Consider the following 21,886-nt stretch of genomic DNA (forward strand, 5'->3'; position numbering starts at 1 on the left):
GGATCGAAATCAGCTTGATACGAGTTGCCATGCCGTACAAACACAACGCAGATCGTCGTCATCACGTCGGAAAGATGAAATTCAGGGTGACGAATTGGCGTGACTACGAAGCAGGTCTGCGCCGGCGTGGTAGCCTGACCTTATGGGTAACGCCGGAGGCACTGGCGGGATGGCGCGCTCCGCGACGCAAGACGGCCCTGTCGGCTCGAAGCTGGGATTTTGGCCAAGTTTAAGAACGATTGGTGAACGTCAGGGTTTGGCCTGAGCTTTGAGCAACATGGCAACATTGTCGGCGGTGAACTTGAAGCCGCGGCGATCGGGGATACGCTGGACGGAGATGGGATATTTAGGTCTTCGTGGATCAATGCCGGTGATCCGGAAACGCTCGCCACCAGCGATAAACTCGCGTTCGAAGTCAGCAGCCTCCAGGCCGTACTGTTCGGCGGCGTTGTTGCGTGGATCACCCGGCGACTGATATTGAGCGGTGGTTTTCAGTCTCCTGATCCGGATTTCGACGATGCCGCACAAGTTCAATGCCGATCGGCGGGACAAGATTGCCAAGCAGAAATATCAAGTGACGAATTGGCCGGCATATAATGAAAGCCTGCGTCAACGTGGTGATTTGACCATCTGGGTGAAGGATGAGGCCCTGTCTTTATGGACGGCGCGGAGGCGGACATCGCGGGGTGGTCAGCCGAAATATTCGGATCTGGCGATTACGTTGTGCTTGACCCTGCGCGTCGTCTACGGGCTGGCGCTACGCCAGACCCAAGGCTTGATGCGCAGTGTCGCGGCGCTGATGGGGTTCGATATTGCCGTGCCTGACTTCTCCACCCTGTCTCGCCGGAGCAAAGGGCTGGCGTTGCCGTCGACAAAGTCCCGAGCCACAACATCAGGTCCGGTCCATCTGGTTGTCGACAGCACCGGCTTGAAGGTCTTCGGCGAGGGCGAGTGGCTGGAAAACAAGCACAAAACCAAGGGCAAACGCAAAAGATGGCGCAAACTGCACCTTGGTCTCAATCTTGTCAGTGGTGAGATTGTTTGTTCCGATCTGACCGTGGATGATGTCGGCGATCCGACAGCGTTACCAGGACTTCTGGACCAGATCGGTGGCCCTGTCGAGAAGTTCATTGCCGACGGCGCCTATGATGGAACGCCAACCCGAGATCTTCTGGCGACACGCTTTGGTGAGATCGTGGAGGTCATTATCCCACCTCCCAAGACTGCCATTGCCAGCCCTCAATCGGTGCTGGTTCCATCTGTCCGCGATCGCCATATTGCAGAAATCCAGACCAAAGGGCGGATGGCATGGCAGAAATCCACCGGCTACAACAAGCGCAGTCGCGCTGAGACCCAGATGGGTCGATGGAAGGCTGTGATCGGGCCCAAACTCAAAGCGCGACATTTTGACAATCAGAAGACTGAAGCGAAGATTGGCGTCCGTGTTCTTAACCGGATGACAGAACTTGGCCGGCCCAAGTTCGAGCGCGTTGCATGAAAAATGCAGTGGATAGGGTTGCCTCGTCCAAAGTCTGATCCATGCAACAGGGCTCTTCATCACGACGCCTTCGATCACGATGTCGGCGGTCACATACTTCCAGAGTGCGTTGTCACGTTGTTTGCAATGTGGCCGCGTGAGGCTGCTACCGCGCTTTTCAGGCAGGCGGTGCACTCACGGCTTCCCACGCGGCCATGGCTTGGCGTCGATGGGCTCGAATTTGTGCTGCGGAGCGGTTGGTCTGGGATGGGACGAAGAGATTTCGGACGGCGGAGAAGATCGACACGAAATGCTGCAATGAGCCGACCGACCGGAAACCCTGTCGCGTTCGTTCCCGTTTTCGGAACGGCAGGTGAGAATTCTCCGCCCGGTTGTTCAAGCCTTTATGCGAGCGGTGTTCCAAGTTCGGCATGAGCTGGCGTTTGGCCGCCCCGTAGGAGCGCAATTTGTCGGTGATCATACGCTTTGGCGGCAGACCCTGCTTCTTCAGAAGTCACGTCAGCAGGCGCTTGGCGGCCTTGCTGTTGCGACGCGTCTGGACGATCTCGTCGAGCACATATCCGTCCTGATCAACCGCTCTCCACAACCAGCATTTCTGACCGTTGATGCGCACCGCGACTTCATCCAGGTGCCAGACATCATCTTTCGTCGGCGCCTTGCGGCGTATGCGGCGCGCATAATCAGGGCCGTGCTTTCGGCACCATCGGCGGATGGTCTCGTAGGAAACGACGATCCCGCGTTCGAGCAGCATTTCCTCGACATCGCGCAAGCTCAGATTGAAGCGGAAGTAGAGCCAGACAGCACGGGCCACGATTTCGATCGGATAGCGGTGGTTCTTGTAGGTCGGTGCACTCACGGTCATGGGCGCGCTGCTACCTCAATTTCCTTACCCCTCAATCAATGTGACAGCACCGCGCCAACACCTTTCCGTCGGCGATCAAGACGTCAGTCGACGATGGGCACCTGCATCCGGATCCGGTTCATTATGTCACCAAACATCTCCAACAAGGCATTGACAGTGACCATTTCCGCGTGAAGAAGAACATGCCGAAGATCGGCGGATTCCAATCCTTCAAAACCGCGCGTCGAACTATCGCAGGGTTCGAAGCGGTGCTGTGGCTGCGAAAAGGGTTTGGCTTCTCCGGAGAGTGGACCGTCAATGATCAGAACGAACTGCTCGCGCGTCTCTTCGGACTTCAAAAGGTTAATAAGGCGTGAAGAGCAGAACGTATTTCAGCCCAAACCATTCGGCCGACCGCTTTGCGACACGCCCGGGGTTCGCCCCTCCCTCTCACCGCCCCAGCCGATTATTGATAGAATCAAGGAGATCAACACCATGACCGCACTGACTCGCCGCAACCTTCTGACCCTCGCCGCTGGCGCGACGGCCGTCGCAGCCACAACCCGCATCAGCCTTGCGCAGCAGTACGACAACGCCACGAGCGCCGGCGCCGGTGCGCCGTTCGTCCTTCCCGCATTACCCTACGCGACCAATGCGCTCGAGCAGTCCATCGATGCGCAGACCATGGAGCTGCACCACGACAAGCATCATGCGGCCTACGTCAATAATCTGAACGACGCCGCCAAGTTGGCGCCGCAGATCGCCGGGCATCCGATGGAGCACGTGCTTGCCAACTTGAGTGATGTGCCGGAGAGTGTCCGTACCACGGTTCGCAATAACATGGGCGGACATGTGAACCACTCGATGTACTGGCAGATCATGGGCGGCAACGGTGCGAATGCGGACGGCGAGCTTCTCGCGGCTATCGATCGCGATCTTGGCGGACTCGAAAAGCTCCAGATGGATTTCAACAGTGCCGGCGGCCGTGTCTTCGGCTCGGGCTGGGTGTTCGTGACGGTGAGCGCCGAAGGCAAGCTCGCGATCGAAGCACGGCCTAACCAGGACACGCCCCTGATGGATAGCAAACGCGTTCTGTTCGGCAACGATGTCTGGGAGCACTCCTACTATCTCAGATACCAGAACCGGCGCGCTGACTATCTCAAAGCTTGGTGGAACATCGTCAACTGGTCGAAGATCACCGAGCGTTATAAAGGCGCCAAAGAGGGCACCCTGACGATCTGAAGGTGATGCTGGACTTTGAGAGAAGTCGAGATTCATGATGGCGGTTTGCAATATATCGGCAAACCGCCGTGAGACCCACGCACTGCGTCTTTGCGTGTCGCCGGCTGGCGCCAATTTCGGGCGTTGTTGCGTGGATCACCCGGCGACTGATATTGAGCGGTGGTTTTCAGTCTCCTGATCCGGATTTCGACGATGCCGCACAAGTTCAATGCCGATCGGCGGGACAAGATTGCCAAGCAGAAATATCGAGTGACGAATTGGCCGGCATATAATGAAGGCCTGCGTCAACGTGGTGATTTGACCATCTGGGTGAAGGATGAGGCCCTGTCTTTATGGACGGCGCGGAGGCGGACATCGCGGGGTGGTCAGCCGAAATATTCGGATCTGGCGATTACGTTGTGCTTGACCCTGCGCGTCGTCTACGGGCTGGCGCTACGCCAGACCCAAGGCTTGATGCGCAGTGTCGCGGCGCTGATGGGGTTCGATATTGCCGTGCCTGACTTCTCCACCCTGTCTCGCCGGAGCAAAGGGCTGGCGTTGCCGTCGACAATGTCCCGAGCCACAACATCAGGTCCGGTCCATCTGGTTGTCGACAGCACCGGCTTGAAGGTCTTCGGCGAGGGCGAGTGGCTGGAAAACAAGCACAAAACCAAGGGCAAACGCAAAAGATGGCGCAAACTGCACCTTGGTCTCAATCTTGTCAGTGGTGAGATTGTTTGTTCCGATCTGACCGTGGATGATGTCGGCGATCCGACAGCGTTACCAGGACTTCTGGACCAGATCTGTGGCCCCGTCGAGAAGTTCATTGCCGACGGCGCCTATGATGGAACGCCAACCCGAGATCTTCTGGCGACACGCTTTGGTGAGATCGTGGAGGTCATTATCCCACCTCCCAAGACTGCCATTGCCAGCCCTCAATCGGTGCTGGTTCCATCTGTCCGCGATCGCCATATTGCAGAAATCCAGACCAAAGGGCGGATGGCATGGCAGAAATCCACCGGCTACAACAAGCGCAGTCGCGCTGAGACCCAGATGGGTCGATGGAAGGCTGTGATCGGGCCCAAACTCAAAGCGCGACATTTTGACAATCAGAAGACTGAAGCGAAGATTGGCGTCCGTGTTCTTAACCGGATGACAGAACTTGGCCGGCCCAAGTTCGAGCGCGTTGCATGAAAAATGCAGTGGATAGGGTTGCCTCGTCCAAAGTCTGATCCATGCAACAGGGCTGTGAGATTGTTTGTTCCGATCTGACCGTGGATGATGTCGGCGATCCGACAGCGTTACCAGGACTTCTGGACCAGATCGGTGGCCCTGTCGAGAAGTTCATTGCCGACGGCGCCTATGATGGAACGCCAACCCGAGATCTTCTGGCGACACGCTTTGGTGAGATCGTGGAGGTCATTATCCCACCTCCCAAGACTGCCGTTGCCAGCCCTCAATCGGTGCTGGTTCCATCTGTCCGCGATCGCCATATTGCAGAAATCCAGACCAAAGGGCGGATGGCATGGCAGAAATCCACCGGCTACAACAAGCGCAGTCGCGCTGAGACCCAGATGGGTCGATGGAAGGCTGTGATCGGGCCCAAACTCAAACCCGACTTAAACACCGCCTGTGAGAATATGTCATTAAGTCAGCATGTTAGGCGCGCGCCGGCGCGTGTTACCACTACATTTTGGGGGGATCTCAGGCGAGTTGTTCGTCGAGGTTGTGTGGCAGAGCGATGCCAGCTGCCTTGAAGACGTTGCCCACTTGGCCGGTGACGTGAGTTCTGGTTGTGACGATGCGACCATCCTTTTCGATGGTGGCTTCCTGGAGGCGATCGAGATCGCGTAGGAGCGGCTGCCATTCGGGCGTCAGGCCTTTGGCCCGGCAGAGGCGGCGCAGTTCCTTGCTGAGCACGAGCGCCAGGAACGAGCAGAACACATGCCCGCGGATGGCGGCATCGGATTGGTGGAAGATCGGCCGGGTATTGAAGGTTGCCTTGGCGGCGCGGAACAGGCTCTCGACCTCGAGCAAATCGCGATACCGCAGCACGGCCTGGAGCGGGGTCACCTTCGCGTTGGTCCGCACCACGGTGATACCGTCGTAGCGGGCTTCCTCGGCAAGCTTGCCGACATCGATCTTGAAGTTCTTGCCGCCGGCCTTGAGGTAACGCCGGTAGGCCGAGTTGCCGACCAGTGCCTTGTCGCCCTTCTTGAGCTGTGCCTCGAGGCCGGCGATGATCGCCTGGCGGTCGGCCTTGTCCTTCTCGGCCTCGGCGTCATTGCGGCTGACGATGTAGCGGTCTTTACCGAACTTGACCTCTTTGACCCACAACTGAGTTTCACCGCGCTGGCGCTCGAGAACGAGCGGAACCATCGGCGCCGTGTCATTGAGCACGACGTTGTGGATCACGCTGCTCGAGCGTTCGCGGGCCCCCAGAATGTATTCCATGCCCAGCTTTTCGAGCGCGGCGATGGTATCGGCGCTGATCATGCCGCGATCGGCGACAACGCAGGCGCGTGTGACGCCGAAGCGCGTTCGCAGCCGATCGACCACCGGCAACAGGACGGTCACGTCAGCGGTGTTGCCAGGCACCATCTCGGTGCAGATCGGCCGGCCCTCGCCATCAACGACCAGCGCCAGGATCATTTGCGCCAGATCGGGGCGGAAGTCCTTGGAATGCCCGCGCTTGCCCAGCGTCTCGCCGCCCGCGCCGTAGAAGGATAACGAGGTTGTGTCCATGAACACAAGGCTGAGGTCGGTGAACAGGTCCTGCCGGCGCGCGAAGAGCTTTTCCTCGATCACGTCTTTCACGCAGCGCGCCACCAGCGCGCCTTGCGCCTTTTCGCCGCGTTCCTCGCCCAGCCACGCCATGGCCCGGTAAAAGTGATGGAGCGCCAGACCCTCGGCGCCCTCGATACCATAATCGGCCATCCAGTTCGCGCAGTCGCGGTCCGAGCCCGACACGAACAGCCGATGCAACGTGCCAATGAACACCGCCCGTTCCACCGCAAAGCCGAACTGGCGCCCTTCCAGCACCTCTTCCAGCACATCGCCAATCCCGAGCCGCTGCCACAGCCGCCCGAACAACAGCGGACCGCCAATGCGGCGAGAGGCAATCCGCCCCGCGTCAATGTCGGACAGGATGAGGCTGCGTTCGCCATGGCGCGCAATCGAGGCCGCCAATCTGTCAAGTTCGCCGCTGGCAACCAGCGCATCCTTGCGGCCCAGTGCCTTTATCGTGCGCTGGCGAACGGTTTTGCCGTCGCGGACACTTTCCACGAGGTAGAGATAGCGATGGCCGCGCGCGACTCTCTCAACGACAAACATGCCAGCGTTGTTAGTAAATAAATGCCGTCAAATCCAGACAAAACAGAGCAAACAGCACAAATGTTGTTACCACACATTTTCGCGCCCGAAATTCAAGGCAAATGAATTCAATGGCTTAACGGACAGTGTTCGCTATCCGTTCACGTCCAACTGTTCAAGTTGGGTCAAAGCGCGACATTTTGACAATCAGAAGACTGAAGCGAAGATTGGCGTCCGTGTTCTTAACCGGATGACAGAACTTGGCCGGCCCAAGTTCGAGCGCGTTGCATGAAAAATGCAGTGGATAGGGTTGCCTCGTCCAAAGTCTGATCCATGCAACAGGGCTATCGAAATGCGTTCGATTTCATATCCGCGCACCAACGCCGGATCACGAGCAACTTCTGACATGGCCCATGTTCGCACATCTTCATCAGCCGTCGGTTAACTTTACGGTGCCCCTCTGTGCCCCTATTCAGCCGTTGCAACAAAACCAGAAAAGTTCCTCGACTGTGCCGAACGAATCATCGAACCAGTCATTGGCCGGATCGAAAGAGCGCCCGAAGCAGTTAGTCTTTCGGAGCATATCGGAATATCTATTTCATGGCGAGGGACCCCGGTGGGGAGTAATCTAAGCACTCGTGTGACAAGGAGCGATGTCAATGGTGAACACAGGACGCCCGGATTGTAGCACTACCTCAGGACAAGGCCAGCAGCGGCTCAGCCGCGGGGAGATCTCCTCGGAGGAGGACACCCGTGGCTGGATGCGAGCCCTAACCAGCGCGGCGGCTACGATGCATATCGACCCTGGCGGCTCGTCTTCGGCGACTCCGTCATACTTCTTGGCTTCCAAGCCTCCGATCAAAGAAATTAACAAACAAACATTCAGAGACGAAGTGAAGGCGTTCTATAATGACGACATGACGTACATCGCGAATAATCCGGAAGAGTACTCGAAGTCGGTGTCAAGAAAGGCCAAACTAGCTGCCGAGGTTGCGCAGCAATATGGCCATACCCGCGACTCTGAGGGTGCAAGATATTTTAGCTACCAGCTCGGAAGAACGAGTGTTGGCCTTCTAAGAACAGAAGTTGGCTTTAGTATGACTGAGTTCGGCGGCGATGGATGGCGGGAGAAGTTTCCTGGGCGTACCGAAATAACATCTATTGTTGACTTTCGAGTAACGCACCCACTGGTCGATAATGCAGGAGATATTCTACTCGAGCATCAACTTCGGATTTGTGGCGAGTATCCATTGCTCAATTCCAGATCAGCAAATAAAGAAGCAAAGGTGCGCGCAATAGCCATGGGGTTCGTTGAAGTAGATGACTCAAGCATGGTGCTCGATCCAACCCAGAGCAACAAATGGATGAAGAATAGCGCAGATGAATGGCAACGTGCAGACAAGCCGCAGCTGTATCTCTCAAAAGAAGACAGTGTCGTCAATGACTCTGAGAGTGCGGCCCGCCTTTCCACATACTCCGACGACGACGACTTCATGTGACCTAGGACGTGTCGATAATTTATCGCGCTAATATTTGGATTGCGGCTTGATTGTATAGTTCCATTCACCGTGGAATTCGTTGCGAATGATGTTCAAGCTGGCCATGTCCTCGTCGGAGACTTTGATCCCGGCGGGATAGCGGTTTTCATCAAGTTCGCAACGAACGGTCAGTCCCGCCGTCGAGGTTGTGGCGCCGATGAGTTCGACGATGGTGCGATAATCGGTGAGGGGGATGTCACATTAACGAGAAATACTACTATCTACTCGTCAAGCGGAAAAGTTTCGGGCAAAAGAAATCAAAGGGTTAGGGCGTCAAGAATCGGCGCGGCGCGATGGAAAAAGCTCTTTACTGAGTTAATGTGACATCCCCGCCGTGATTATTCGATCATGTTCGCGCCTCGTGCCGCATGGGGCAGTTCCGCGATCGTCACGATTTGTGGGCGCCAGTCCCCGCCGGAAAATTGATCGGCGTGGAGTGCTGCTGGGGCGGCTTTGCCTCACCCATTATTTCGTATGCTTGGACGGTGACGACGCCGAATTGCACCACTGGGTGCCCTGACCGAGCTGTTGGTCCGGCCGGTCGAGTTGCGCAACCGGCGCGTCGTGCCTACTCGGCGGCCGAGGCGCACCAGGCCAAGCATGCCCTGCCCTTCCTCGACGTGCTGTTTCAGGTCACGGAATCGGCCTTGTCGGCATAAAAAACGCCGCTTGTTGGCGGCGTTTCTCTACGATTTTTCGGCCTTTAGGCCGTGGCGTGACGGAAGGTGATATGCCCGGGGCCACTGTCTTGCGGCAGCGGCCGGGATACGATTTCCACTTCCTGTCCCAATGCGGCCAGGAAGTTCATCAGGCGTTCCACCGAGTATTCGCGGAAGTGCCCTTTGAACAGGCGGGACACTTCCGGCTGGCTCACGCCCATGGCTTCGCCAGCCTTCGCTTGGGTCAGTTTTTGCTCCCGTACCAGCCGGTAGACTTCAGCCACGATTTGCGCCTTCAGGAAGTGATTTTCAGCATCCGGTAGGCCCAGCTCGGCAAAGATGTTGGGATTGCCAACATGCACCTCAGCATTGCTCGCTTTCATCGCTTGCGCTCCTCATTTTTCCTCGCTGAATAATCGGCTTCCGCATCGCGGTAGCGGCGCTTAATCAGCTCAATATCGCTCTGTGGGGTTTGGATGCCGCGCTTCGACTTCTTCTTGAAGCAATGCAGCACATAAACGGCCGTTTCAAAGCGAACGGTATAAACGGCCCGGTAGGTGTCACTGTCGAAATCCTCGACCAGTTCCACTATACCATTGCCAATGCCCTTCAGCATCTTCGCAGATGGCGGGTGTTGCCCGGTTTGTGCCAGGAACAGCTCAAAGCCCATGGCTTCCTGCACTTTCGGCGGAAAGTCGCCATAGTCCTTACGGCTCGAAGCTATCCAGAGCAGCGGGCGACTAGGGCGGGGCAATGTGACCATCTCCCCATATTATGAGTATGTACTCATGCTTTTGTCAACACCCATCTGACACGTCGCAACCGGACGCGCCAAACATGCCGCGCAAGGCAAACGAAAGATCGTCCAACCGCTCACAAAAGCCATGCGAGACAAGCTCAAGCGGGCAGGATGGCGAAGTAGATACAGGCTCAGAAAGCAAATCGTGGAGCCGGTGTTCGGACAGATCAAACAGGCAAGAGGGTTCAGGCAGTTCCTGTTGCGGGGCATCGAAAAAGTCGAAGCGGAATGGGCGCTGATCTGCACCGCGCACAATCTAACCAAGCTCGCCCGCCCCGCCTGAGTGGGCTATCATTCGTCAAACAGCCCACTCCCAGAGCTATCTGGACGGGCTCCTAGCGCCTGAGAGCTTGGGAATGGCGTTTCCTCATAGCTGGCGCCGTCGGCGGCTCGATGCCGTCAAGGCGTCCTCGGCCGGAGACGCCGGAGCCTATGCGGCTTCCAGCTCGGTCTCGGCTTCTTCTTCCTCCCCTTCGCCCTCCGGAGCCTTCATCCGTACGCCGCAGTCGCCGCAGATCAGCGGCGCTGCGGGCTTGGCCCAGGCATTGAGGCCGCAATCCGGGCAAGTGTAGCGGGATTTGCTGGCGTTCTTGGCCTTGCGCTTGGCCCGCCCCGCCCCTTCGGCCCACAGCTCGACATAGAGCGCGTCGAAGCCGCTCGCCTCGAGCTCGACGAAGGCGACGCGATAGGCGCCGCCGTCGGCGATGTAGTGGCTGACCCTCTGGCCGGTCTGCTTGCCGCCGGGCTGGCCGGTGTCGGAGGGAACGAGGCCGATTTCCTTCATTTTTGTGGCCCATTCGGCGTTGTGGTAGCCGCCGCGCGAGACCTTGCCGAAATGGTGCTGCCACAGATGCACCATTTCGTGGACGAGGGTGGACAGGCTCTGCTCGGTGCTGCGCTCGTGGAAATGCGACGGGTTGAGCGCGATTTCGTCGGTGACGACCGCGCCGTCCTTGGAGCCGAAGCGGCCCCCGGCGAAGTAGCCGTGGGCCTTGGCCTTGCGTTGCATGGTGATCAGGCAGGGCGGCAAGGTGCCGCCAAACAGGCGCTCGTTGAAGAACCCGTAGGCCCGGTTGAGGCCCTCATAGGTCGTGGTGGTGGGATTGATGGCGGACATGGTGTCCTCGCTGTTGTTTCGTACGATACAATTGTCGGGCCAAAGAACAAGCCCGGTGCCGGTAGCACCGGGCCTGTCATTCACTCGGCGGCGGCAGGCAGCGCCGCGATGGTCTGGGTGGCCTGTTCGTGGGTGGGCTGTTCGCGCCCACGCAACGGCAGCGGCAGCCAGTCCTTGGGCGCGCGTTCCACCGATCTGGCGGCGGTTTCGCTGCAACCGGCCTCGCGCAGCACGTCCGCGATATCGGCCTTGGACAGGCGCGACAGGAACGGCGCTTCGGGCGTCCACCATTGCTTCATGTCGAGCCCGACGGCTTCGGCAACCTGCCCGGCCTGCGCCAGCCTGCTCTTGCTGGCGTCGTAGCGGGCCGCCACGGCGTTAAGGTTCGCCGCCGTCACCACCGCCAAGAGGTCGAGCAGCTTGGTCGTCTCAGCCCTGTTGCATGGATCAGACTTTGGACGAGGCAACCCTATCCACTGCATTTTTCATGCAACGCGCTCGAACTTGGGCCGGCCAAGTTCTGTCATCCGGTTAAGAACACGGACGCCAATCTTCGCTTCAGTCTTCTGATTGTCAAAATGTCGCGCTTTGAGTTTGGGCCCGATCACAGCCTTCCATCGACCCATCTGGGTCTCAGCGCGACTGCGCTTGTTGTAGCCGGTGGATTTCTGCCATGCCATCCGCCCTTTGGTCTGGATTTCTGCAATATGGCGATCGCGGACAGATGGAACCAGCACCGATTGAGGGCTGGCAATGGCAGTCTTGGGAGGTGGGATAATGACCTCCACGATCTCACCAAAGCGTGTCGCCAGAAGATCTCGGGTTGGCGTTCCATCATAGGCGCCGTCGGCAATGAACTTCTCGACGGGGCCACAGATCTGGTCCAGAAGTCCTGGTAACGCTGTCGGATCGCCGACATCATCCACGGTCAGATCGGAACAAACAATCTCACCACTGACAAGATTGAGACCAAGGTGCAGTTTGCGCCATCTTTTGCGTTTGCCCTTGGTTTTGTGCTTGTTTTCCAGCCACTCGCCCTCGCCGAAGACCTTCAAGCCGGTGCTGTCGACAACCAGATGGACCGGACCTGATGTTGTGGCTCGGGACATTGTCGACGGCAACGCCAGCCCTTTGCTCCGGCGAGACAGGGTGGAGAAGTCAGGCACGGCAATATCGAACCCCATCAGCGCCGCGACACTGCGCATCAAGCCTTGGGTCTGGCGTAGCGCCAGCCCGTAGACGACGCGCAGGGTCAAGCACAACGTAATCGCCAGATCCGAATATTTCGGCTGACCACCCCGCGATGTCCGCCTCCGCGCCGTCCATAAAGACAGGGCCTCATCCTTCACCCAGATGGTCAAATCACCACGTTGACGCAGGCTTTCATTATATGCCGGCCAATTCGTCACTCGATATTTCTGCTTGGCAATCTTGTCCCGCCGATCGGCATTGAACTTGTGCGGCATCGTCGAAATCCGGATCAGGAGACTGAAAACCACCGCTCAATATCAGTCGCCGGGTGATCCACGCAACAACGCCCAATCTCACCACTGACAAGATTGAGACCAAGGTGCAGTTTGCGCCATCTTTTGCGTTTGCCCTTGGTTTTGTGCTTGTTTTCCAGCCACTCGCCCTCGCCGAAGACCTTCAAGCCGGTGCTGTCGACAACCAGATGGACCGGACCTGATGTTGTGGCTCGGGACTTTGTCGACGGCAACGCTAGCCCTTTGCTCCGGCGAGACAGGGTGGAGAAGTCAGGCACGGCAATATCGAACCCCATCAGCGCCGCGACACTGCGCATCAAGCCTTGGGTCTGGCGTAGCGCCAGCCCGTAGACGACGCGCAGGGTCAAGCACAACGTAATCGCCAGATCCGAGTATTTCGGCTGACCACCCCGCGATGTCCGCCTCCGCGCCGTCCATAAAGACAGGGCCTCATCCTTCACCCAGATGGTCAAATCACCACGTTGACGCAGGCTTTCATTATATGCCGGCCAATTCGTCACTTGATATCTCTGCTTGGCAATCTTGTCCCGCCGATCGGCATTGAACTTGTGCGGCATCGTCGAAATCCGGATCAGGAGACTGAAAACCACCGCTCAATATCAGTCGCCGCGTGATCCACGCAACAACGCCAATGGAAACGAACCGCTGAAGCTGGCGTGCCGACTTGAAGCGTTTCATGGTCCTTTCGCGTCGTCGGGTCGGCTGGTGCGAATTTTCCGCTCGATTATTGAGGCCTTTGTGCGACCGGTGTTCGACACCGGGCATGAGGTCGCGCCTGGCGGCATCATAGGACCGGAGCTTGTCGGTGATCATGACCCGTGGTGTCCGCCCTTGAGCCTTCAGCAACTTGCGCATCAGACGCTTTGCCGCCTTGGCATTTCGGCGGCTTTGCACCAGCACTTCGAGGACGAAGCCGTCCTGATCGACGGCACGCCAGAGCCACTGCTTCTTGCCATTGATGGCCACCACACATTCGTCGAGATGCCATTTGTCGCCCAGGCAGCCGGCTGACCGTCGCTTGATCTCCCGGGCGAAATGCCGCCCGAATTTCTCCGCCCAGCTTCGAATGGTCTGATGCGTGACGATGATGCCGCGGGCCGCCAACATGTCCTCAACCATGCGCAGGCTGAGCGGAAAGCGAAAGTAGAGCCATACCGCGTGCGCAATGATCTCGGCGGGAAAGCGGTGGCGACGATAAAGCGGATCACGAGCAACTTCTGACATGGCCCATGTTCGCACATCTTCATCAGCCGTCGGTTAACTTTACGCGCCATTCAGATCCATCTTCACCGCCTGCAAGCCATGGCAGAGTGGAAAGTCGTCACCGGGGGCAACTGACATCCGCCATACAGGCCTCAGCGCGGTCAGAGCCAGATAACGTGACATTACCCGGATCGCAGATGCTCGCGGAGAAAGCCGCCGGCTTCCTCGATTGATTGCATGCCCTCGTCGAGCATCGGCGCGAAGAGCTGCCAGGAATGCACCATGCCGTCGAAGATCTTGAGTTCGGCGCATACGCCCGCGGCCTTGAGCCGCTCGACGACTGTCACCGAATCGTCGCGCAGGATCTCCCAGGAACCGACCTGCACCAGCGTCGGCGGCAAGCCGGTAAAATCGCTGTAGAAAGGCGTCACCAGCTCCGACTTGCGATCGCCAGTGCCGACATAGACCATGTTGAAAAGTTCCATGAGCTGCGGCGTCAGAAGCGGCGCATCGGGTACGGAATGATGCGAAACGCCTTCGCCTGCGAAGTCGAGCGCGGGCGACATCAGCACCACCGCGCCGGGCTGCGGCAAGCCTTCCTTCTTCGCTCTGACGGCGACCGAAAGCGCGAGATTGCCGCCGGCGCTGTCCCCAGTCAGCGCGATCGCCCTCGGGTCACAACCTCGCGCCAATGCCCATTTGTAGACGGCGAGCGCATCGTCATGCGCAGCCGGTGCCGGATATTCAGGCGCCAGCCGATAGTCTGCTGCCAGCACCGCAGCACCCGATGTCCGGGCGAGATGGGTTGCGATCACCCGATGCGACCGGCTTGAGCCGAAGAAGAATCCGCCACCGTGATAGTAGATGACCAAGCTGCGCTCATCGGTCTCCTCCCGGCGGATCAGGTCGCCGCCGCATGGGCCGGCGAGCACCCGCTCGATCATCGAGCCATCGGCGATCGGCATCTGGGCATTGATGCCCTCGAACCACGCCCGCATCATGGCAGGCGTGGCATCCTCTGGCGGCGGGTTCTGGCTGCTGATATCAAGAATAAAATCGAGTTGGGCTTTCGACATGGTTTCCTCCCTGAAGTGTCGGATGGGATGGGCGGGCTACTGCATGCGCACGATCGGCTTGATGGTCTTGCCGCTCTCGGAATCGTGGATCGCCTGGTTGATCTCGGCGAAGTCGTAGAACTTCACGAGCTTATCGAAAGGGAAGCGACCCTGTGCGTGTAGTGCGGCCAGCATGGGAATGAAGGTATCCGGATTGGACTCGCCCTCGACGATGCCCATCAGCCGGCGGCCGCCGCTCATGAAATGCACTTCGTCCAGTTTGATCTCTGTGCCCATGGCCGAGGCGCCAAGAATGCCGCAGGTTCCCATCGGCGCAAGTGCCATGACCGCGGCGCGGATGACGCTCGAGATCCCCGTCGTATCCAGTGCGAAATTGAGCCCATGGCCGGTGATCGCCATGGTCTCGGCTGTCGCATCTGTCTTGCCCGGATTGATCACATGCGTGGCACCGAGCTCCCGCGCCATGGCCAGCCGCTCGTCGTTCATGTCCACCGCAATGATGGTCGTCGCGCCCACCACTTTGGCTGCCATCAAGGCGGACAAGCCGACCGAACCCGAGCCGAACACGGCAAAGGACTTGCCGGCCGAGACCTTGAGTGCATTCATCACCGCGCCCGCACCGGTCTGGATGCCGCAGGCCAGCGGCCCGAGCAGTTCGAGCGGCGCCGTCTCCGGCACTTTGACGACATTGACTTCATGGCAGATGGAGTGGGTGGCGAAGGAGGACTGGCCGAAGAAGTTGCCGTGTATGCGCTCGCCGCCGGCCGAAAGCGCGCTCGTGCCGTCGGTGCGCGCGGCAAAGAAATTGCGCGGAAAGAACTCGTGGCAATAGCTGACATGATGGTCCTGGCAGCTCGGGCAATGGCCGCAGGAATTGAAGGTCATCACCACCTTGTCGCCGGCTTTGACTTTCGAAACGGCACGGCCGACCTTTTCGACCACGCCGGCGCCTTCATGGCCGAGCACGACGGGCAGCGGCGTCGGCAACATGCCATCACGCACGACGATATCGGTGTGGCAGACACCGGTGGCAACGACTTTCACGAGGATTTCATTGTCGCGGGGTTCCTCGATATCGATGGTTTCGAGGACGAGGTCGGCGCCCTCGGCGCGGGCAATCGCAGCTTTGATCTGCATGGCAGTCTCCGAAATGAAGGGAATAAGCGGATGCGGGCCTCGTCGCCCGCATCCATCGTAGGAATGATCAGAACGGATAGGGCGTCGCGGCGTCCTTGACGGAAATCCACTTCCAGGTGGTGAATTCCTCGATGTCGGCCGGCCCACCAATGCGGGTGCCGTTGCCGGATTTGCGCGGTCCGCCGAAGGGCGCGAAGGGACCGCCATTGACCGTCTGGTCATTGACATGGACCATGCCGACATCGAGTTCATCGGCGATCCTGAGAGCACGGCCGGTATCGGACGAGATCACGCCGGCCGCGAGGCCGTAATCGCTGTTGTTGGTGAGTTCGATCGCCTCTGCATCGGTCTTGAAGGTGGCGATGCAGGCCACCGGGCCGAAGATTTCTTCATCGAAAGCCCGCATGCCGGGTTTGACGCCGGCAAGCACGGTCGCGGCGTAGAAACGGCCGTCATGCGTGCCGCCGGCCAGGAGCTTTGCCCCTCTGGCCACGGCATCGTCGACGATCGCCTGGATACCGGCCACCTGACCGTCCGAGATGATCGGACCAAGCGCCACCTGATTGGTCGAGGGGTCGCCGGCCGGCAAATGGGCAGCTTTGACGACGAGTTTTTCGGTCAGCGCATCGGCGATCCTCTCGTCGGCCAGGATCAGGCCTGTCGCCATGCAGATCTGGCCCTGGTGCAGGAAAGCCCCCCAGGCCGAGTTCGAAGCGGCGACGTCGACATCGGCATCGTCGAGCACGATCAGCGAATTCTTGCCGCCGAGTTCCAGCTGCACTTTCTTGAAATGCCGGCCCGCGACCTCGGCGACCTTCGAGCCGCCTCTCGCAGATCCTGTAAAGGAGATCATCGCGATGTTGGGGTCGATGCACATGGCCTCGCCGGCATCGGCGCCACCCGGAACGACCTGCAGCACGCCTTTCGGCAGGCCGGCCTCCTCGAAGATGCGGGCGATGATGATGCCGCCGGAGATCGGCGTGCGCGGATCGGGCTTGTGGACCACGGCATTGCCGAAGGCGAGTGCCGCGGCAATCGAGCGCACGGAGAGGACAAGCGGAAAGTTGAACGGTGAGATGACGCCGACAACGCCATGCGGCACGCGCTTGGCATAGTTTGTCCGGTCGTCCATGGCCGGAATCATCATTCCCATCGGTGCCGTGGCCAGCGATGCGGCATGGCGGATGAACAGCGCACCATGTTCGATCTCGATGCCCGCCTTCGGATAGATCGATCCGGACTCACGCATGATCCAGGGGATGAGCTCCGCGCCGTTCTCTTCGAGCAGGTCCGCAGCCTTGGAAAGAATGCGCGCCCTGTCGGTCGGCAAGGTCTTCGCCCAGGCCTTCTGTGCGGCACGCGCCTCCGATGCGGCACGGGCAATATCGGCCGCGCCGCCGATACCAACCGAAGCGATTATCGCCCCGGTCGCCGGGTCGGTCACGTCCATGACGCCGGCGGCCGTCTTCTCCCAATCGGCAAAGAAGGCGCGCCCTTGCCAGCGCTCGCTATCGAGGAAATTCTGGTTCTGGATATTCATCGTGGTTCTCCTCAAAAATGTCGCTGGGCCGTCGGGAGGTACGGGCACAGCGTCGCCATCGCAAGCACTTTCGCCAACCTCGCTGGTTTGCTGTCACATGGGCGGTCTGCCGATGTCCCCTTGCCGCCTCCTCAAGCGGTTCGAGAACTACGCTGCAAAGGCCGTGCCAGAATTTCGGAGGGCATGCAGCACTTGCCGAGATGAGGCTGCAAGTAATTGATGATGCGTACTTTTTCATCGCGAGCGCGGGGATGACTCCACATCGGCGGCAAGGGCCTTGCAATGGCACTGTAAAGTTATCAGCGGATTGATGCAGCGATAGCTGGCCGGGACGGCTGTCACGCTGCGGCGCGCGATTTTGTTCCAGATTTGCATGGCGGCGTTACGCAGGTCTCGATGTTGAGCCGATGACAGCGTATTGCGGGGAAAGTGGAACAGGTTGGCAATCGGATCATGAATGGAAACGAACCGCTGAAGCTGGCGTGCCGACTTGAAGCGTTGGTAGTGTCTCAGTTTGAAATTTGACCGCCGGCTTGATCGATAACGGAGAGGAGTTGTTTTGCGAGCATTGCCCGAATCATCTGCTCCATCTCGCTGATGTCCTCCCCGCCATTGCGCGCGGCCTCATCGGCCATTTCGAGGGCTTCAATGAGCGTTGGTGCATGGATCCTTTGTCAACGGTTTGGCGATAGGCAGGCAGGATCGAAATCAGCTTGATACGAGTTGCCATGCCGTACAAACACAACGCCGATCGTCGTCATCACGTGGGAAAGATGAAATTCAGGGTGACGAATTGGCGTGACTACGAAGCAGGTCTGCGCCGGCGTGGTAGCCTGAGCTTATGGGTAACGCCGGAGGCACTGGCGGGATGGCGCGCTCCGCGACGCAAGACCCGCGGCGGCCAAGCCCGGTATTCCGATCTCGCCATAGAGACAGCGCTGACGCTGGGTTGCGTCTTCGCAATGCGGCTGCGCCAAACCGAGGGATTGCTCCACTCGCTGCTGGATCTCATGCGGCTGAAAGTCCCAGTTCCAGATCATACGACGCTGAGCCGTCGGGCACAGAAGTGGGAGCCATCAGCCCGACGAAACCCGCCGCTGCCGGACGGCCCGCTGCATGTGCTTGTCGATAGCACGGGATTGAAAGTCTACGGCGCCGGGCAATGGCTGGAGCAGAAACATGCCACCAGATCACGTCGCAACTGGCGCAAGCTGCATCTGGCAGTGGATGCCAAAAGTGGCGCGATCATTGCCCAAAGGCTGACAGATCAGGACACGGATGATCCTTCCCAGGTGGCACCGCTGCTCGATCAGATCGACGGCGAGATCGACCAGTTCACAGCCGACGGAGCCTATGACGGCAAGCCAACCTATCGGTCTATCCTGCAGCACAGCGCAACCGCGAACATCGTCATTCCACCGCGTGCCACGGCGGTGGAAAGCGGTGATAGCGGACCGCCTGGTCAAAGGGACAAGCACATTGCCGCAATCGCAAGCGACGGTCGGCTGAAATGGCAGGCAGCCACCGGCTACGGCAAGCGGGCGCTGAGCGAAACAGCCATCGGACGATACAAGGGGCTGATCGGACGGCGCCTGCGAGCACGCTCTCTTCCGGCTCAACAGACCGAGGTTGCCATCGGTTGCATCGTTCTCAACCGCATGCTGGCATGGGCACGCCCGGAGTCTATCCGGCGTCAAGTCACGCAGGCATAACCAACTACATTAATGATCGAAATGCGTTCGATTTCATATCCGCGCACCAACGCCGGCCTTTGTGCGACCGGTGTTCGACACCGGGCATGAGGTCGCGCCTGGCGGCATCATAGGACCGGAGCTTTTCGGTGATCATGACCCGTGGTGTCCGCCCTTGAGCCTTCAGCAACTTGCGCATCAGACGCTTTGCCGCCTTGGCATTTCGGCGGCTTTGCACCAGCACTTCGAGGACGAAGCCGTCCTGATCGACGGCACGGCAGAGCCACTGCTTCTTGCCATTGATGGCCACCAAACATTCGTCGAGATGCCATTTGTCGCCCAGGCAGCCGGCTGACCGCTCGCTTGATCTCCCGGGCGAAATGCCGCCCGAATTTCTCCGCCCAGCTTCGAATGGTCTGATGCGTGACGATGATGCCGCGGGCCGCCAACATGTCCTCAACCATGCGCAGGCTGAGCGGAAAGCGAAAGTAGAGACATACCGCGTGCGCAATGATCTCGGCGGGAAAGCGGTGGCGACGATAAAGCGGATCACGAGCAACTTCTGACATGGCCCATGTTCGCACATCTTCATCAGCCGTCGGTTAACTTTACGGTGCCCTCAACTACACTCCATAAAATCAAAATTTGTCTTGCATTCTATGGGGCGTCCGCAGATGCACCAACGCTGCGGCATGCCCTAAATCGTCACCTGGGTTCCGATCTCGACCACGCGCCCGGTCGGGATCTGGAAATACTCCGTCGCATCGGCTGCCGTGCGCGCCAGTCCGATGAACAGCTTGTCCTGCCACACCGGCATGCCGGAATTGGGCGACGCCTTGAGCGAGCGCCGCGACAGGAAGAACGACGTGGTCATGATATCGAACTTCCAGCCCTGCTTGTGGCAGATCGCCAGCGCGCGTGGAATGTTGGGCTGTACCATATAACCGAATGTCAGCGTCACCCGCATGAACAGCTCGTTGATATGCTCCATATTGACGCGTTCGCTGTCGGGCACCACCGGCTGCGGCGCCGTCACGACGGAAAGGATGACGTTCTGCTCATGCAGCACCTTGTAGTGCTTCAGGCTGTGCATCAGCGCGGTCGGCGCGCTTTGCGGATCGCTGGTCAGGAAAACCGCCGTGCGCGGATACCAGCTGCGGCTTCTTCTTCAAAAGATTGCCGGCAAGGAAATCGAGCGAGATCTCGTTCCTGCGGGTCTTTTCGAACAGATACCTGGTGCCTCTTATCCAGGTCCACATGGTCATCACGACCACCGCGGCAACGGCAAGCGAAGCCCAGCCGCCTTCGAACACCTTGACAATGTTGGCTGCAAAGAAGCCGATGTCGATGAAGGCAAACAGCGCCGTCAATCCTGCCGCGACGCCAAATGGCCATTTCCAGATGCGCCGCATGACCACATAGAGCAGCACCGTCGTCACCAGCATGTTGCCGGTCACCGAAATACCGTATGCTGAGGCCAGCTTGCTGGATTCGCCAAAGCCGACCACCAGCAGTATCACCACCAGTGCCAGCAGCAGGTTGATTCGCGGCAAGTAGATCTGGCCTGACTGTTTTTCCGACGTATGCTGGATCACGAAACGCGGCAGCATGTTGAGCTGCACCGCTTGTCTGGTCAGCGAGAAAGCGCCGGAAATCACCGCTTGGCTGGCGATCACGGTCGCGGCGGTTGCCAGCACCACCATCGGGATCAGCATCCATCCCTCGTTCATCTCGAAGAACGGATGGCCGACGACGCCGCCATGCGCCAGCACGAAGGCTCCCTGTCCGGCATAGTTGAGCAGCAGGCAAGGAAACACGATCGCCAGCCAGGCGATCACGATCGGCTTGCGGCCGAAATGGCCGAGATCGGCATAAAGCGCCTCGGCGCCGGTGACAGCCAGGAAGACGGCACCGATGGTCACGAAAGAAACGTCGGGCGAGTTGATCAGGAAGGCGACGATATAATGTGGACTGACTGCCAGCAGGATTTCCGGATCGTCGATGATGTGGTTGAGGCCGGAAAGCCCGATGGCCAGAAACCATACGGCGGTCACCGGGCCGAACACCAGGCCCACGCCGCCCGTACCGAAGCGCTGCACCGCGAACACCATGGCGAGGATGACCAGTGTCAGCGGCACCACATAGGGCTGGAACGCGGGGGTAACGACATTCATGCCCTCGACCGCCGACAGCACCGAGATCGCCGGCGTGATGACGGCATCGCCGAAAAACAGCGAGGCGCCGACGATGCCGATGCCCAGGATCAGCGCCGAGCGCTTCGGGAAACCGCCGCGCGCCAAAGCCATCAGCGACAGCACCCCGCCCTCGCCGCGGTTGTCGGCGCGCAGCACGAACATGATGTATTTTACTGTGACTGTGATGGTGAGCGACCAGATAATCAGCGACAGCACGCCGAGAATATCGCCGCGCTCGGCAACATTGCCACCGGACGAAGCATGCAATGCCTCACGGAATGCATAGATCGGGCTGGTGCCGATGTCGCCATAGACGACGCCGAGCGCGCCCAGCATCAGAACCTTGGTGCTGTGCTGTTCGATCTCGGGATGGCTCGATTGTTCGACGGGTTCTGCCTCACTACCAGCATTGGTAAGGGCCATGGGCGACACTCCGGTAAGCGCGCGGTGCTCTACGCTTGCTGCGATGCAATATCAAGTGCCGCCACGGTATGGTAGCCAATGCCGGCATTGCGAGTTCTCCATCGGCTTAGCAGGCTCATCAGCCTCGAAGC

General features: G+C 59.1%; 18 protein-coding genes and 9 pseudogenes. 9 read left to right on the forward strand and 18 right to left on the reverse strand.

All coding sequences use genetic code 11. The features are described from left to right. Positions 1-29: 29 nt before the first annotated feature. Positions 30-194 (forward strand): annotated as a pseudogene (locus tag ACVILI_RS04385) (IS5/IS1182 family transposase); the annotation flags it as partial. A 55-nt stretch (positions 195-249) separates the two neighbouring features. On the opposite strand, the gene ACVILI_RS04390 reads toward ACVILI_RS04385, so the two are convergent. Next, the gene (locus ACVILI_RS04390; protein ID WP_457102335.1) at positions 250-528 is read right to left on the reverse strand and encodes a hypothetical protein; all 279 of its coding nucleotides are present in this window, start codon (positions 526-528) and stop codon (positions 250-252) included. Between ACVILI_RS04390 and ACVILI_RS04395 the strand changes: the two genes are divergently transcribed. Then, on the forward strand, positions 518-1,498 hold the full coding sequence (locus ACVILI_RS04395) for an IS5 family transposase (RefSeq protein WP_457102336.1): 981 nt from the start codon (positions 518-520) through the stop codon (positions 1,496-1,498). The two genes, ACVILI_RS04390 and ACVILI_RS04395, sit on opposite strands and share 11 nt — an antisense overlap. Before the next feature lie 157 nt (positions 1,499-1,655). On the opposite strand, the pseudogene ACVILI_RS04400 reads toward ACVILI_RS04395, so the two are convergent. Beyond that, a pseudogene (locus ACVILI_RS04400) lies at positions 1,656-2,360 on the reverse strand (IS6 family transposase). 53 nt (positions 2,361-2,413) lie between these two features. On the opposite strand from ACVILI_RS04400, the pseudogene ACVILI_RS04405 reads away from it, so the two are divergent. The 4 genes and pseudogenes from ACVILI_RS04405 to ACVILI_RS04420 all read left to right on the forward strand — a co-directional run. Next, positions 2,414-2,716: pseudogene (locus tag ACVILI_RS04405) on the forward strand (DDE-type integrase/transposase/recombinase); the annotation flags it as partial. A gap of 118 nt (positions 2,717-2,834) precedes the next feature. Beyond that, complete coding sequence (locus tag ACVILI_RS04410) at positions 2,835-3,581, forward strand: superoxide dismutase (RefSeq protein ID WP_038654867.1); 747 nt, start codon at positions 2,835-2,837, stop codon at positions 3,579-3,581. A 192-nt stretch (positions 3,582-3,773) separates the two neighbouring features. Next, on the forward strand, positions 3,774-4,754 hold the full coding sequence (locus tag ACVILI_RS04415) for an IS5 family transposase (RefSeq protein WP_457102337.1): 981 nt from the start codon (positions 3,774-3,776) through the stop codon (positions 4,752-4,754). A 41-nt stretch (positions 4,755-4,795) separates the two neighbouring features. Continuing rightward, complete coding sequence (locus ACVILI_RS04420; RefSeq protein WP_457102338.1) at positions 4,796-5,317, forward strand: transposase; 522 nt, start codon at positions 4,796-4,798, stop codon at positions 5,315-5,317. Here the strand turns inward: ACVILI_RS04420 and ACVILI_RS04425 are convergent. After that, positions 5,265-6,893, reverse strand: a complete 1,629-nt coding sequence (locus ACVILI_RS04425) for an IS1634 family transposase (protein ID WP_038655116.1) — start codon at positions 6,891-6,893, stop codon at positions 5,265-5,267. The genes ACVILI_RS04420 and ACVILI_RS04425 overlap by 53 nt on opposite strands. Before the next feature lie 770 nt (positions 6,894-7,663). Between ACVILI_RS04425 and ACVILI_RS04430 the strand changes: the two genes are divergently transcribed. After that, positions 7,664-8,371: an effector protein NopP gene (locus tag ACVILI_RS04430; RefSeq protein ID WP_457102339.1), complete on the forward strand. Its 708-nt coding sequence runs from the start codon at positions 7,664-7,666 to the stop codon at positions 8,369-8,371. Positions 8,372-8,398: 27 nt separating this feature from the next. On the opposite strand, the pseudogene ACVILI_RS04435 reads toward ACVILI_RS04430, so the two are convergent. The 3 genes and pseudogenes from ACVILI_RS04435 to ACVILI_RS04445 all read right to left on the reverse strand — a co-directional run. Beyond that, positions 8,399-8,602: pseudogene (locus ACVILI_RS04435) on the reverse strand (ISAzo13-like element transposase-related protein); the annotation flags it as partial. Between the two features lie 511 nt (positions 8,603-9,113). Beyond that, complete coding sequence (locus ACVILI_RS04440; protein ID WP_038645006.1) at positions 9,114-9,452, reverse strand: helix-turn-helix domain-containing protein; 339 nt, start codon at positions 9,450-9,452, stop codon at positions 9,114-9,116. Beyond that, complete coding sequence (locus tag ACVILI_RS04445; protein WP_038645004.1) at positions 9,449-9,832, reverse strand: type II toxin-antitoxin system RelE/ParE family toxin; 384 nt, start codon at positions 9,830-9,832, stop codon at positions 9,449-9,451. Before ACVILI_RS04445 ends, ACVILI_RS04440 begins: the two co-directional genes overlap by 4 nt. 49 nt (positions 9,833-9,881) lie before the next feature. Here ACVILI_RS04445 and ACVILI_RS04450 point away from each other — a divergent pair. Beyond that, positions 9,882-10,151 (forward strand): annotated as a pseudogene (locus tag ACVILI_RS04450) (transposase); the annotation flags it as partial. A gap of 147 nt (positions 10,152-10,298) precedes the next feature. On the opposite strand, the gene ACVILI_RS04455 reads toward ACVILI_RS04450, so the two are convergent. From ACVILI_RS04455 to ACVILI_RS04500, 10 genes and pseudogenes are all read right to left on the reverse strand, one after another. After that, positions 10,299-10,985 carry a SprT-like domain-containing protein gene (locus ACVILI_RS04455; protein ID WP_051726744.1) on the reverse strand — a complete coding sequence of 229 codons (687 nt, stop codon included), beginning with the start codon at positions 10,983-10,985 and terminating at the stop codon, positions 10,299-10,301. An 80-nt stretch (positions 10,986-11,065) separates the two neighbouring features. Beyond that, positions 11,066-11,452, reverse strand: a complete 387-nt coding sequence (locus ACVILI_RS04460) for a hypothetical protein (protein ID WP_240564861.1) — start codon at positions 11,450-11,452, stop codon at positions 11,066-11,068. An 18-nt stretch (positions 11,453-11,470) separates the two neighbouring features. After that, complete coding sequence (locus tag ACVILI_RS04465) at positions 11,471-12,451, reverse strand: IS5 family transposase (RefSeq protein ID WP_457102340.1); 981 nt, start codon at positions 12,449-12,451, stop codon at positions 11,471-11,473. A 14-nt stretch (positions 12,452-12,465) separates the two neighbouring features. After that, positions 12,466-13,047: an IS5 family transposase gene (locus tag ACVILI_RS04470; RefSeq protein ID WP_457102341.1), complete on the reverse strand. Its 582-nt coding sequence runs from the start codon at positions 13,045-13,047 to the stop codon at positions 12,466-12,468. A gap of 73 nt (positions 13,048-13,120) precedes the next feature. After that, positions 13,121-13,714, reverse strand: a pseudogene (locus ACVILI_RS04475) (IS6 family transposase); the annotation flags it as partial. 161 nt (positions 13,715-13,875) lie between these two features. Then, positions 13,876-14,769: an alpha/beta hydrolase gene (locus ACVILI_RS04480; protein ID WP_038644994.1), complete on the reverse strand. Its 894-nt coding sequence runs from the start codon at positions 14,767-14,769 to the stop codon at positions 13,876-13,878. 36 nt (positions 14,770-14,805) lie between these two features. Next, entirely contained in the window at positions 14,806-15,906 is a 1,101-nt protein-coding gene (locus ACVILI_RS04485; RefSeq protein ID WP_038644992.1) for an NAD(P)-dependent alcohol dehydrogenase, read from the reverse strand. Between the two features lie 67 nt (positions 15,907-15,973). Continuing rightward, positions 15,974-17,446 carry a benzaldehyde dehydrogenase gene (locus ACVILI_RS04490; RefSeq protein WP_038644990.1) on the reverse strand — a complete coding sequence of 491 codons (1,473 nt, stop codon included), beginning with the start codon at positions 17,444-17,446 and terminating at the stop codon, positions 15,974-15,976. Between the two features lie 348 nt (positions 17,447-17,794). After that, positions 17,795-17,956, reverse strand: a pseudogene (locus tag ACVILI_RS04495) (IS6 family transposase); the annotation flags it as partial. Beyond that, complete coding sequence (locus ACVILI_RS04500) at positions 17,956-18,081, reverse strand: hypothetical protein (protein WP_276315588.1); 126 nt, start codon at positions 18,079-18,081, stop codon at positions 17,956-17,958. The pseudogene ACVILI_RS04495 and the gene ACVILI_RS04500, both read right to left, overlap by 1 nt. A 93-nt stretch (positions 18,082-18,174) precedes the next feature. Here ACVILI_RS04500 and ACVILI_RS04505 point away from each other — a divergent pair, with 93 nt between their 5' ends. Beyond that, a complete protein-coding gene (locus ACVILI_RS04505; RefSeq protein WP_457102342.1) occupies positions 18,175-19,158 on the forward strand; it encodes an IS5 family transposase in 984 nt (327 codons plus the stop codon). Between the two features lie 55 nt (positions 19,159-19,213). Here the strand turns inward: ACVILI_RS04505 and ACVILI_RS04510 are convergent. Together ACVILI_RS04510 and ACVILI_RS04515 are read right to left on the reverse strand one after the other, a co-directional pair. After that, positions 19,214-19,706, reverse strand: a pseudogene (locus tag ACVILI_RS04510) (IS6 family transposase); the annotation flags it as partial. 128 nt (positions 19,707-19,834) lie between these two features. Beyond that, a pseudogene (locus ACVILI_RS04515) lies at positions 19,835-21,755 on the reverse strand (potassium transporter Kup). Between the last annotated feature and the right edge of the window lie 131 nt (positions 21,756-21,886).

It is taken from the genome of Mesorhizobium sp. USDA 4775, from assembly GCF_054062655.1.

Coding starts and splice junctions, on each gene's coding strand:
- ACVILI_RS04465 (WP_457102340.1), bottom strand. CDS start 12,451: ATGCCGCACAAGTTCAATGCCGATCGGCGGGACAAGATTGCCAAGCAG.
- ACVILI_RS04440 (WP_038645006.1), bottom strand. CDS start 9,452: ATGAAAGCGAGCAATGCTGAGGTGCATGTTGGCAATCCCAACATCTTT.
- ACVILI_RS04395 (WP_457102336.1), top strand. CDS start 518: ATGCCGCACAAGTTCAATGCCGATCGGCGGGACAAGATTGCCAAGCAG.
- ACVILI_RS04500 (WP_276315588.1), bottom strand. CDS start 18,081: ATGGCCGATGAGGCCGCGCGCAATGGCGGGGAGGACATCAGCGAGATG.
- ACVILI_RS04455 (WP_051726744.1), bottom strand. CDS start 10,985: ATGTCCGCCATCAATCCCACCACCACGACCTATGAGGGCCTCAACCGG.
- ACVILI_RS04430 (WP_457102339.1), top strand. CDS start 7,664: ATGCATATCGACCCTGGCGGCTCGTCTTCGGCGACTCCGTCATACTTC.
- ACVILI_RS04415 (WP_457102337.1), top strand. CDS start 3,774: ATGCCGCACAAGTTCAATGCCGATCGGCGGGACAAGATTGCCAAGCAG.
- ACVILI_RS04425 (WP_038655116.1), bottom strand. CDS start 6,893: ATGTTTGTCGTTGAGAGAGTCGCGCGCGGCCATCGCTATCTCTACCTC.
- ACVILI_RS04505 (WP_457102342.1), top strand. CDS start 18,175: ATGCCGTACAAACACAACGCCGATCGTCGTCATCACGTGGGAAAGATG.
- ACVILI_RS04485 (WP_038644992.1), bottom strand. CDS start 15,906: ATGCAGATCAAAGCTGCGATTGCCCGCGCCGAGGGCGCCGACCTCGTC.
- ACVILI_RS04470 (WP_457102341.1), bottom strand. CDS start 13,047: ATGCCGCACAAGTTCAATGCCGATCGGCGGGACAAGATTGCCAAGCAG.
- ACVILI_RS04490 (WP_038644990.1), bottom strand. CDS start 17,446: ATGAATATCCAGAACCAGAATTTCCTCGATAGCGAGCGCTGGCAAGGG.
- ACVILI_RS04445 (WP_038645004.1), bottom strand. CDS start 9,832: ATGGTCACATTGCCCCGCCCTAGTCGCCCGCTGCTCTGGATAGCTTCG.
- ACVILI_RS04410 (WP_038654867.1), top strand. CDS start 2,835: ATGACCGCACTGACTCGCCGCAACCTTCTGACCCTCGCCGCTGGCGCG.
- ACVILI_RS04480 (WP_038644994.1), bottom strand. CDS start 14,769: ATGTCGAAAGCCCAACTCGATTTTATTCTTGATATCAGCAGCCAGAAC.
- ACVILI_RS04420 (WP_457102338.1), top strand. CDS start 4,796: ATGCAACAGGGCTGTGAGATTGTTTGTTCCGATCTGACCGTGGATGAT.